At 63.7% G+C, this 11250-nt stretch carries 10 protein-coding genes; 2 read left to right on the top strand and 8 right to left on the bottom strand.

The annotated features are described in order from the left end of the window. On the top strand, positions 1 to 2278 hold a 2278-nt coding region (locus VGO12_RS28720; RefSeq protein WP_327516138.1), incomplete at its 5' end, for an NADP-dependent malic enzyme. A 343-nt stretch (positions 2279 to 2621) separates the two neighbouring features. On the opposite strand, the gene VGO12_RS28715 is transcribed toward VGO12_RS28720, so the two are convergent. The 5 genes from VGO12_RS28715 to VGO12_RS28695 all read right to left on the bottom strand — a co-directional run bounded on the left by VGO12_RS28715 (position 2622) and on the right by VGO12_RS28695 (position 8464). Beyond that, entirely contained in the window at positions 2622 to 3512 is an 891-nt protein-coding gene (locus VGO12_RS28715; protein WP_327516137.1) for a GNAT family N-acetyltransferase, read from the bottom strand. A gap of 120 nt (positions 3513 to 3632) precedes the next feature. After that, the gene (locus tag VGO12_RS28710; protein WP_327516136.1) at positions 3633 to 5906 is read right to left on the bottom strand and encodes an ATP-binding protein; all 2274 of its coding nucleotides are present in this window, start codon (positions 5904 to 5906) and stop codon (positions 3633 to 3635) included. Positions 5907 to 5961: 55 nt separating this feature from the next. Further along, on the bottom strand, positions 5962 to 6453 hold the full coding sequence (gene lspA, locus VGO12_RS28705) for a signal peptidase II (RefSeq protein WP_327516135.1): 492 nt from the start codon (positions 6451 to 6453) through the stop codon (positions 5962 to 5964). Next, a complete protein-coding gene (locus VGO12_RS28700; RefSeq protein WP_327516134.1) occupies positions 6450 to 7310 on the bottom strand; it encodes an RNA methyltransferase in 861 nt (286 codons plus the stop codon). The genes lspA and VGO12_RS28700 overlap by 4 nt, the downstream gene beginning before the upstream one ends. Then, complete coding sequence (locus tag VGO12_RS28695; RefSeq protein WP_327516133.1) at positions 7307 to 8464, bottom strand: class I SAM-dependent rRNA methyltransferase; 1158 nt, start codon at positions 8462 to 8464, stop codon at positions 7307 to 7309. The genes VGO12_RS28700 and VGO12_RS28695 overlap by 4 nt, the downstream gene beginning before the upstream one ends. A gap of 311 nt (positions 8465 to 8775) precedes the next feature. Here VGO12_RS28695 and VGO12_RS28690 point away from each other — a divergent pair, with 311 nt between their 5' ends. Beyond that, entirely contained in the window at positions 8776 to 9246 is a 471-nt protein-coding gene (locus VGO12_RS28690) for a carbon monoxide dehydrogenase subunit G (protein WP_327516132.1), read from the top strand. Positions 9247 to 9287: 41 nt separating this feature from the next. Here VGO12_RS28690 and VGO12_RS28685 read toward each other — a convergent pair whose 3' ends face one another. The 3 genes from VGO12_RS28685 to sppA form a co-directional block, all read right to left on the bottom strand. Further along, a complete protein-coding gene (locus VGO12_RS28685; protein ID WP_327516131.1) occupies positions 9288 to 9632 on the bottom strand; it encodes a DUF1049 domain-containing protein in 345 nt (114 codons plus the stop codon). Positions 9633 to 9724: 92 nt separating this feature from the next. Next, on the bottom strand, positions 9725 to 10027 hold the full coding sequence (locus VGO12_RS28680) for an integration host factor subunit beta (RefSeq protein WP_327516130.1): 303 nt from the start codon (positions 10025 to 10027) through the stop codon (positions 9725 to 9727). A 129-nt stretch (positions 10028 to 10156) separates the two neighbouring features. Then, positions 10157 to 11116, bottom strand: a complete 960-nt coding sequence (gene sppA / locus VGO12_RS28675) for a signal peptide peptidase SppA (RefSeq protein ID WP_327516129.1) — start codon at positions 11114 to 11116, stop codon at positions 10157 to 10159. Between the last annotated feature and the right edge of the window lie 134 nt (positions 11117 to 11250).

The following is an 11250-nucleotide window of genomic DNA, read 5'->3' as shown; positions in this document are numbered from 1 at the left end:
CACCGACAAGACCGATCGCACCATGACGAGCGTCACCGCGCAGGAAGCGCTTGATTTTCACTCGCAGGGTCGCCCCGGAAAGCTGGAGATTTCCCCCACCAAGGCGATGGCCACCCAGCGCGACCTGTCGCTTGCCTATTCGCCGGGCGTTGCCGTGCCGGTGAAGGCGATCGCCGAGGATCCGAACACCGCCTACGACTACACGACGCGCGGCAACATGGTGGCCGTGATTTCCAACGGCACCGCCATTCTCGGCCTCGGCAACCTCGGGGCGCTGGCCTCCAAGCCAGTCATGGAAGGCAAGGCGGTGCTGTTCAAGCGCTTTGCCGACGTGGATTCGATCGACCTTGAAGTCGACACCGAAAACGTCGACGAATTCATCAACTGCGTGCGCTTCCTCGGCCCCTCCTTCGGCGGCATCAACCTTGAAGACATCAAGGCACCGGACTGTTTCATCATCGAGCAGAAGCTGCGCGAGGTCATGGACATCCCGGTGTTCCACGACGACCAGCACGGCACCGCCATTATCGCCGCGGCCGGCCTCATCAATGCGCTGGCATTGACCGGCCGCGACTTCAAGACGACGAAGCTTGTGTGCAACGGCGCAGGCGCGGCAGCGATTGCCTGCATCGAACTCATCAAGTCGATGGGCTTCAATCCGGAAAACGTCATCCTGTGCGACACCAAGGGCGTGATCTTCCAAGGCCGCACCGAGGGCATGAACCAGTGGAAATCGGCCCATGCGGTCAAGACCGATCGCCGCACGCTCGCCGAGGCGATGGACGGCGCCGACGTGGTGTTCGGCCTCTCGGCCAAGGGCGCCCTTTCGGAGGACATGGTGCGCTCGATGGCGCCGCGGCCGATCATCTTCGCCATGGCCAATCCGGATCCGGAAATCACCCCGGAGGAAGTCGCCCGCATCCGTGACGACGCGATCGTCGCCACCGGCCGTTCGGACTACCCGAACCAGGTCAACAACGTGCTCGGCTTCCCCTATATCTTCCGCGGCGCACTCGACGTGCGCGCCACGACCATCAACGACGAGATGAAGATCGCCGCAGCGGAAGCGCTGGCGAGCCTTGCCAAGGAAGACGTGCCCGACGATGTCGCCGCCGCCTATCAGGGCAACCGGCCGCGCTTCGGTCCGCAATACATCATCCCGGTTCCCTTCGATCCGCGACTGATCTCCTCGATCCCGATGGCCGTCGCGAAAGCCGCAATGGAAAGCGGCGTCGCCCGCAAGCCGATTACCGATCTTGAAGCCTATGGCCGCCAGCTGTCGGCCCGGCGCGACCCGATCGCCTCGACGCTGCAGCGCATCTACGAGCGCGTTCGGCGCCAGCCCAAGCGCATCGTCTTTGCCGAAGGCGAAGAGGTGCAGGTCATGCGCTCAGCGATCGCCTATGCCAACCAGCAGCTCGGCACCGCCATCCTGCTCGGCCGCGAGGAGCGCATGCGCGAGACGGCGGAGCGCGAGGGCATCGATCTCGACCGCCCCGGCATCCAGATCGTCAACGCGCGGCTGTCGAAGCGCGTCAGCGCCTACACGGACTACCTTTACGCTCGCCTGCAGCGGAAGGGTTTCCTCTTCCGTGACGCCCAGCGCCTGATCAACAACGACCGCAACCACTTCGCCGCCTGCATGGTGGCGCTCGGGGACGCCGACGGCATGGTGACGGGTCTCACCCGCAACTATTCGACGGCACTCGAGGACGTGCGCCGCTGCATCGATCCGAAGCCCGGCCACCGCGTCATCGGCGTCTCGATCGCGCTCTGCCGCGGCCGCACCGTGCTCGTTGCCGATACGGCCGTGCACGACATGCCGACGGCCGAGGAACTGGCCGATATCGCCGAGGAGGCTGCAGGCCTCGCCAAGCGTCTCGGTTATGTGCCGCGGGTGGCGATGCTTGCCTACTCGACGTTCGGCCATCCCTCGGGCGAGCGCTCGGAGCGGGTGCGCGAAGCGGTCAACATCCTCGACAAGCGTCGCGTCGACTTCGAGTATGACGGCGAAATGGCCGCCGACGTGGCGCTCAATCCGAAGGTGATGGAACAGTATCCGTTCTGCCGGCTCTCCGGCACGGCCAACGTGCTCGTCATGCCGGCGTTCCACTCGGCGTCGATCTCGACCAAGATGCTGCAGGAACTCGGCGGCTCGACCGTGATCGGCCCGCTGCTCGTCGGCTTCGACAAGTCGATCCAGATCGTGTCGATGTCGGCGAAGGATTCCGACATCGTCAACATGGCGGCGATCGCAGCCTACAACGCCGGCATGTAGGACCTTCGCCGCGGACGGCCGTGTCATTTTGATACAGCCGTCTCGAGGCAGACCAGTTCGCGGCCGCGACGTATCACTTCGAAACAAGCCTGGCGCAGAAAAAAGCCCGCCTCCCAAAAAGGAGGCGGGCTTAATAACAGGCAATGCATTTATGTTTAAGGTAATGAAAGCAGGAGTCTTGGGAACCCTATTCTGCCAATCCCCGGAAGACCGGCAGTTTCTCCATTTATTTTCTCTATTCGTTCGTCATGAAACTAGAGAAGAACATGACAATACATGTCTCTCTTTCGACCCTTAAAGTCAAACTGATCATTAATATTTGGTTAACCCCGAAAGGGGTCGATCAGGAGACGGCGCCGCCAAAACGGCCGGCATCGGCACCGTAATAGTTGAGGTAGCGGCCGGAGATATTGCTGATCGGCAGAACGATCAGAACATCGGTCGTGCGGAACGCGTGGTCGACCACGGCACCGTCACCGACCATGGCGCCGAGGCGCATGTAGCCCTTGATCAAGGGCGGCAGGGCGGCGAGCGCCTTCTTGGCATTGATCGCCTCGGACGGCATCAGGTCCATCGTCCGGTGCAGCTCGGGCCGAGCGCTGACGGCCCAGTCGTCGCGGGCGCGAATGTTGTGGTGCAGGAAGGACAGAGCCAGTGCATGCTCGGCCGGCACGACACCCGGGAACGAGCCGCAGCCGAACATCGCATCCACGCCGTATTTCAGCGCGTAGGCCCAGTTGCCCTGCCACAAAAGCTCGACCGTGCGCTTGGTGCGGTATTCCGGCAACACGCAGGAACGGCCGAGCTCCATGAAGCGCTTGGTCGGATGGCGGGTGAGAAGCGCGTCGATGGCAAATTCGGATGCAGAGTAGAAACCGCCCGACCGCTCGGCGACATCCTGGCGCAACAGGCGATAGGTGCCGACGATCTGTTCCTCGGTATCGCCCTCGATTGCGGTGTCGAGCACCAGGAGGTGATCGCAGATCGCATCCCAGCTGTCGACGTCGCGCTTCCGCCGGTCGGCTTCGGGGCCAACCTGCGCCTTCATCTCCTCGACGAAAACTTTGTAGCGCACAGCCTGGGCGGCATCGATCTCCGATGCGGTACGGGCAAGACGCGTCTCCAGATTGGCGATCCGACCCAGCACGTCCGTCGCCGGGACGGCAGCCTTTCTGCCGATGCAAGCCTGAGAGGTGTCAACCACGTTCGCTGAATCCAGTAGCTCGATGGCCATCCGCGTCATCCCGAATCAAATCTGTCTGCCGGGCTTAGACCACGTTTCTGCAACAACATAGTGACATGAAAGCGGCGCACAACCCCCGCTCCCGAATGGTTACCGTTACCGCCGCCGGAGTTAACGTTGGCGTAGAAGGCGCGCGATCTCGGCGTTCAAAAGTTGCGGCTCGACCGGCTTTGCCAACACCGCGTCGGCGCCCGCTGCCATGAGGCGGTCGCGCATGTCCTTGCGCGTATCGGAGGTCAGAACGATGACCGGCAGGCGGCCCTGCGATCGCGCCGCTTCACGGTCGCGCTGGGCCTGCAGCACCGTAAGCCCGTCGCCGCCCGGCATGTTGAGATCCGTGACGAGGAGCGCCGGCAATGGGCGACCACCGGAGGCCGAAAGCGCCTCGACGACACCCGGAAAGTCGCCGACCACACGGACCTGATGTCCGGCCCGCTGCAGCACGGTGCGAATGATCAGCGCATTGACCGGGTCGTCTTCGGCCAGAAGGATGCCCTCCGCCTGCAACTGCACGGGTACCGTTGCGGGCTCTTCGCGCAGCATCGGCCGGTTGTCGTTGATCGCATCGCGCTTCTCGATGCCCTTCAGCCGGCCGAGCAGAACTTCGACCAGGGATTTTTCGCGCAACGGCCGGATCAACCAGGCCTCGTAGCCGTCCATCTGGTTGACCGGATGGCTGTTGCGTTCTTCCGGGTTGATCAGGTAGGTGCGCCGCACCTCCAGCCGCCCAACGGCCGGCTGCAGCGCAAGCAGCTGCTTGTATTGCTGCGCGTGACGGTGGTCGACGATCACGTCCGTCAAGGGTGCGCCGCCGGAAAGAACGTCCGCCAGCACATGCTGGGCGGCCGACAACGTCGTTGCCCGGTGGCAGCGTCCACCGAGTGTTGCGATCGTCGCGGCGAGTGCTGCGGAAGCCGGGCCATCCGGCGCCATGACCAGTACATGCGATGCGGCAAGCGAGGACCGGCGCTTGTCGTCAACCGGCTCGACCTCGGCAAACGGCAGGCGGATCTCGAAACGGCTGCCGCGACCCGGCGCGCTTGCCGCCGTCAGGCTGCCGCCGCAGGCCTGCATGATCCGCCGGGAGATGGCGAGACCAAGGCCCGTGCCCTTGGCGCGCTGCTCGTCACTGCCTGCCTGCTCGAACTCTTCGAAGATGCGCGTCAATTCGTCCGGCGTCATGCCCGGCCCGGTGTCGTCGATCCGGATGCGCACGCAGCCTTCGACCTTGTCGGCACCAACAAAGACGCCGCCGACGTCCGTGAATTTGACTGCATTGCCGATCACGTTGAAGAGCACCTGCCGCAGGCGCGCCGCGTCGAAGGCCATCAGCGCGGGCACGTCGGCGGCAACGGTGGCGGCGATCTCGATGCCCTTCCCATGGGCGCGACTGGACAGCATTTCCACCACGCTCTCGATGACGCCGCGCGGATCCTGCCGGCTCGGACGAAACTGGAAACGACCGGCCGAGAGCGACGAGAAGTCGATCAGGTCCTCGACGAGCTGGACCAAAGCGTGCCCGGATTGCTGCATGCCGGCGAGATAGTTCTTCTGCTCGCTCGACATGCGCGTCTGGCCAAGCAGGTGGCTCATCCCGAGGATCCCGGAGAGCGGCGTGCGGATCTCGTGACTGACGGTCGCAAGCAGCTGCGACTTGGCGCGGCTTGCCTCTTCCGCGCGCCTTCGGGCAGCCTCGCGCTCGCGCGCGGCCCTCGCCTCCTCGGTGACGTCGCGCGCGATGCTGTGGCGCATCAGCTTGCCGCTTGCCGGGTCGCGCGCGATCACATCGTGCCAGTCGAACAGGCGGATACCGTCCAGCGTGGCGATGCGCACGAGATAATGATTGGGTGCTGCCTTCGGTTCAAAGCTGAAACCGAAAGCGGCACAGCTCTGCCCGCGTGCGTCCACCTCTCCGCACAGCTTTTGGAAGACCGCATTGGCATGAACGATCTTTCCGTCCATGCCGCGCATGATCGCAAGGTCGCCGAGCGCGTCGTGAATGGTCGACAGCAGTGCCGAGGTTTCGGAACGGTGCCAGTCGCTGTCTCTCTCGGCCTCGTCGCTTGTGTGCGCCTGGTCGAACGAACGCATGGCTTCGGCGGAAAGGAGCAGCACACCGACCAGCCCGGCGGCGGCGACGGCTCCGGTCAACAGATAAAAGCCGGCGTTGATGCCGATGACGACGATGAGGCTAGAGGCGACCAGCCCGAACAGCGCCAGGGTGATCTTGCTGCGCGCCGAGCGCCTGGCCGAGGCGGCCGCCTTGCGCGGCAGGACCGCCGGCAGCACGTCGACGACCTCCGCCACGGGCGCGTCTCTCCGGGTCCGGGCTTCACTCCCGAAGCCGGTTTCGATCCGCTCCAGCAATCGTGACGGTTCGCTCATGCCAACCGGCTAGCACGGCAAGCGTTCCGATTGGCTTCAACGCTTCGGTAAAATCTTACCGATCGGCCTTTTTCGCGTGCAATATCTCATCGAGGATGATCGCGCCCGCACCGATGGTGATGAAGGTGTCGGCCAGATTGAAGACGGCGAAGGACCAGGTTGCGGTGTAAAAGAGGATGTAGTCGATCACGTAGCCGAAGAGCAGCCGGTCGACGAGATTGCCGAGTGCGCCGGCAATGATCAGCGCATAGCCGAAATGGGCGAAGAACCGATCCTTCGGCGTGCGCTTCCAAAGCCAGAGCACGAAGGCGCAGACGGTGAGCCGCATGCCGACGATGAACCAGCCCTCCATGCCCGAGAGCATGGAGAAGGCGACACCGTAATTATAGGTGCGATAGAGCGCCAGCATCGGCACGACGTGGACCGCCTGGTTGAACGGCAGGTAGACCTCAACCAGGTACTTGATCGCCTGGTCGGCGGCCAGGGCAAGAATGATGAAGACCGCGATCGGAACCGGCCTGGAAAACAGCACCTGCTTCTCGCTCATGCGCGGGCATCCAGGGTCAAAAGATGGCGACGTGCCTCAAACAGCATGATGCCGGTGGCGATCGCGAGATTGAGGGAGTCGGCGCGGCCGGCCTGCGGGATCCGCGCGAGCGCGCCGGCTTCCCGGGCAAGCTCTTCCGGCAATCCGGCCTGCTCGTTGCCCATCAGGATCACCACGGGCTTCGACTTGTAATCGATGGTGCGGTAGTCGACGGCGCCGGCGAGATGGGTGGCGACCACTTTCACACCGGCCGATTTCTGCCAGCGGATGAAGTCCTCGGCGCTCGCGCGGGCGACGGGCATGGCAAAGACCGAGCCCATGGTGGCGCGCACGGTCTCGAGCGAGAACGGATCGGTGGTCTCGCCGACGAGGATGATGCCGGAAGCACCGGCGGCGTCGGCGGTGCGGATGATGGTGCCGAGATTGCCGGGATCGCGAACCCGGTCAAGCGCCACATAGGTCTCGCCGAGTTCGGGCTTCAGTTCCTTCAGCGACTGGTAGCGCTGCTCGAAGATGCCGACGACCATCTGCGGGTTGTCGCGCCTGGTGATCGTCGACAGCACCTTCTCGCTGACTTCCAGCACCAGGCCGCCCTTGGCGACGGTCTTGGCCGCCACCTGCTCCACATGCGGCTTGCCCTTGGCGGCCTTGGCATAGATCAGCGTCTTGATCTTCCAGCCGAGATCGAGCGCGTCGATCACCAGCTTCAGCCCTTCGGCCATGAAGGAGCGCGTCTCGTCGCGGTGCTTCTTTTGTGCGAGCGCGCGAATGTCCTTGATGATCGGGTTGGTGAGGCTCGTGACCTCCTTCACCTGACCGACACGGCCCGTGCCGTGCTCGCTTCTGTCATTGCTCATTGCGGTACCCAGCGGCTGAAGAGAGAGGTCGAAAGCGCCCTGCCCGGCTCGCGGCCGTCAAGCCCGCCCTCGCGGATGATGAGTTCGCCCGACTCCACCCGGCCGCCGTGGCCGCGCATCGTCTCGCGCATCAGTTCATGGATCGAATAGAAGCTCGCCCGGATGGAATAGGCGGTCAGCACCAGGCCGCGCGCCTCCGGCGACAGGATTTCCCGGCAGATGTCGAGCATCGCCGCCAGGTGGTCGAACAGCTGCCAGACCTCGCCGTTCGGACCGCGTCCGAACTTCGGGGGATCGGTGAGGATGATATCGTAGCGGCTGCCGCGGCGCTCCTCGCGCTGGATGAACTTCATCGCGTCGTCGCAGATCCAGCGGATCGGCAGCTTTTCGGCGCGTGCCAGCGCCTGGTTCTCGCGCGCCCATCCGATCGCCTTCTTCGAGGCATCGACATGGGTGACCTCGGCGCCGGCCTTGGCGGCGATCAGCGAGGCGACGCCGGTATAACCGAAGAGGTTCAGAACCTTGAGCGGGCGGCCGGCCGCCTCGACCTGGTCCTTAACCCAGCTCCAGTGGGCCAGCTGCTCGGGAAAGACGCCGACATGGCGAAACGAGGTGAAGCGGCCGTGGAAATCGGTGTCGAGCAGCTGCATCGGCCAGGTTTCGCCGAGCACGGCGCCTGGAAAGCGCCAGCGACCCATGCCATCCTCGTCGGTATCGCCGGTGAAGATCGCGTCGGCATTCTCCCAGACGTGGTCGGGAAGACTGCGCGGCCACAGCGCCTGCGCCTCTGGGCGCACGATGCGATAGGGACCATACTGCTCGAGCTTCTCGCCGGCGCCGCTGTCGATCAGGTGGTAGCCGGAGGCGCCGACCGTCTCCAGGATCAGCGGCACGCGCTCGGCCGGCTTGTCGCCGGTGCGCCGCGCGATCACGCGCGCAGGCGCCTCCGGCGCCGCCGACTGCCTGGATGGCCTTTCATGCGTCTCGGTATCCCGGGTTGCCGACGGGCGCGCCGGGCGGTCCTTGCCGAAACCACCACCCTTTGGTGGAGCCGGCCGCTTCGGATCGTGGCGACCGCCGCCTCGCGCCTCGGCGCCGCGGCCCTTGGCCGTCGTCACGGACGCATTTTTCGACCGCCGGTCCTTTTCCTTCACGATGGTATCCCTGGGCTTTGTTGGTGCATGTTTCGCCTGCCCTGCGCACTATCGAGCAGAAACGGGCAGACGCCATGAGGTTTGTCGCCGCAGCCTTTGTCGGACCGCGACATCCATTGAGGTGCAAATAGCATCGCTGATGCTCTTGGCAAAGCCGTTTCCGTTTTGCGAAGATCGGCGTGCAAGAACCCGTTGCAGAATTGCCCGAGCCAAATTCGGCGGGAGGCCTAAATTCCGCAACAAGTATAAAGTGTTGTTGTGACCTCTGCGCGTCGATGCCGACGCGCCGAGCGAAAAGGGGAGGAACGCGCATGGACATGACCGGCGAAGAGCGGATTGCGGCCAGCCGCGATGCGGTGTGGCGCGGCCTCAACGATCCGGATATCCTCAAGCGGTGCATTCCCGGCTGTCAATCACTGGAGCGGACCTCACCGAACGAGCTTGCGGCCGCCGTGAAAATCAAGATCGGCCCGGTCTCGGCTTCGTTTGCCGGCAACGTCGTGCTTTCCAACCTCAATCCGCCCGAAAGCTACACGATTTCAGGTGAAGGCAAGGGCGGCATCGCCGGCTTCGCCAAGGGCGGCGCCGACGTCACGCTGATCGCGGATGGTTCGGAAACGGTGCTGCGCTACGACGTGAAGGCGGAGATCGGCGGCAAGCTCGCCCAGCTCGGTTCACGGCTTGTCGATTCGACCGCCAAGAAGCTGGCGCAGCAATTTTTCGCCGATTTCGGCGCAGCCGTCGGCAACGGGACGGAAACGGCCGGCGGATCCAATCCATAGCCTTCGGCCGCCGATCGTCTGCGGCCGACGGGACGCGGCGGTCAGTTCTGCGGAGCGGCGAGTGTCGCCTGGGTCGCGAGCTTTTCGGCCTGGCTGCGGTGCTTCTCAGCCTCACGATGCCATTTCAACGCTTCGCTCGCCTCCGTGCGTGCGCGGCGGCGATGCTTGCCCTGGCTGAACCAGGTTGCCGCCGCTCCGAGCACCATGCCGACGATGACGGCCAGGAACAGGAACACGAAGAAGGGCGCGCTGACCGCAAGCACGCTGTCTTCCGGGCGGAACGGGTTCAACGCCATGGTCACGCTTTGACGGTTTGCGACGCTGAGTACGATCAGGATGACGCCGACCGGAACAAGCACAACGATATTGATGATTTTCTTGAACATTCAAGCGCTCCATCTTGGCCGGACAGCCGCGCTCTCCAGGAGCGGGATGGCGCCGGAGGCGCCGAATGGCCGCCGGCGACGGTGAAAGACGATCAATCGTCGTCGTCGCCGTTCATGCCGGGATTGAGGCGCTCGCGCAATTCCTTGCCGGTCTTGAAGAATGGCACCCACTTCTCCTCGACGAAGACGGAATCGCCCGTGCGCGGATTGCGGCCGGAACGTGACGGCCGGTTCTTGACCGAGAAGGCACCGAAGCCGCGCAGTTCGACCCGGTTGCCTGACGCGAGTGCGTCCGTGATCTCATCGAGGACCGCATTGACGATGTTTTCGACGTCGCGGTGATAGAGATGCGGATTGCGAGCTGCAACAATCTGCACCAGTTCTGACTTGATCACTGTCGCCCCCTCAAATTCTTGTTTGTTTTGCTTTTTCGGTCTGCATGGTGATTACCGCCAGAGTGTGGCAGACGCTGCGACCGCGCCGCCGGCCCCTCGACGGTTCAGGCTTCGCATATGTCGCCTTCCTCATTGACCATCAACCTGCCAAACCGAAACAAGACCGTCAAGAAACAACTTGTCGCCCGCAATTTTTTCGAACCCGCTCATTGCCGGAAAAGCGTCATATCCCAACATCTTGATCCAGTTGGCGGCCACCGCGCCGAGGCCAAATGGCAGGGTTTTCCGCGGTGCTTCCCAATCGACGATCGGCAGGTCCTTCGACACTTTTTTCTCAACCAGGAAGGCACGAATTTCGTCTTCGCCACCAAGCGTGTCGACGAGCTTGGCTTTCAGTGCCTGTCGCCCGGTGAAAATCCGCCCGTCGGCGAGCAGCAGCGCATCGGGACGCGGAAGCTTGCGGCGCTCGGCAACCAGGTCCACGAACCAGGCGTAGCTGTCATCGATCATCGCCTGGATCATCGCCTTGGCCTCGTCGCTTGCCGGATGGAAGGGCGACGGTTCGGCCTTGAGCGGGCGCGACTTGATCGATTCCAGCGAGACCCCGAGCTTGTCCATCAGCTCCTTGATCTGCGGATACTGGAAGATGACGCCGATGGAGCCGGTAATCGAGCTTTCACCCGCGACAATGGTGTCGCCGCCCAGCGCAATCATGTAGCCGGCCGAAGCTGCAAGCGTGCGCACATCGGAAACGACGGGCTTCTTGGCCGCGACCTTGCGGATCGCCTTATAGAGCACCTCGCCGCCATAGGTCGTGCCGCCGGGAGACGAGATGGTCACGACAAGCGCCTTGACGCTGTCGTTGTCGGCGATCTTCTGAAGACGGTCGAGCAGCTCGCGATCATCCTGGATCAGGCCGGTGATGGTGACGCGCGCCACATGGTTCCGGTTGCGGCCGACATCGTCGGCGCCGCCCGACCAGACAAAGATCGCAAGCGCCGCCAGAAGGAGCAGCCCTGCCACGACAAGGCGCCAGAAGCTCAACTTCCTGCGCAAGCTGCGGCGATCGGCGATGGCGAGTTCGTCCATGTGGGTTTCTCCCGAATTGTTGGCGCAGCCCTGTCAGTTTCCACGGGAACGTGCTATCAGCGCGCGCAGAGGCATATTCCATAAACGCGCTTGGCCACGGTTGAAAGCCGCAGCTGGCGTTTTTGCGCTTCACC

The sequence above is a fragment of the Ensifer sp. genome (genome assembly GCF_035999135.1).
GTDB lineage: Bacteria > Pseudomonadota > Alphaproteobacteria > Rhizobiales > Rhizobiaceae > Ensifer.
The sequence above is the reverse complement of the archived record's forward strand: the minus strand, read 5'-3'. Positions and strand labels throughout refer to the sequence as shown.

Coding starts and splice junctions, on each gene's coding strand:
- VGO12_RS28690 (WP_327516132.1), top strand. CDS start 8,776: ATGGACATGACCGGCGAAGAGCGGATTGCGGCCAGCCGCGATGCGGTG.
- VGO12_RS28715 (WP_327516137.1), bottom strand. CDS start 3,512: ATGGCCATCGAGCTACTGGATTCAGCGAACGTGGTTGACACCTCTCAG.
- VGO12_RS28685 (WP_327516131.1), bottom strand. CDS start 9,632: ATGTTCAAGAAAATCATCAATATCGTTGTGCTTGTTCCGGTCGGCGTC.
- lspA (WP_327516135.1), bottom strand. CDS start 6,453: ATGAGCGAGAAGCAGGTGCTGTTTTCCAGGCCGGTTCCGATCGCGGTC.
- VGO12_RS28700 (WP_327516134.1), bottom strand. CDS start 7,310: ATGAGCAATGACAGAAGCGAGCACGGCACGGGCCGTGTCGGTCAGGTG.
- sppA (WP_327516129.1), bottom strand. CDS start 11,116: ATGGACGAACTCGCCATCGCCGATCGCCGCAGCTTGCGCAGGAAGTTG.
- VGO12_RS28710 (WP_327516136.1), bottom strand. CDS start 5,906: ATGAGCGAACCGTCACGATTGCTGGAGCGGATCGAAACCGGCTTCGGG.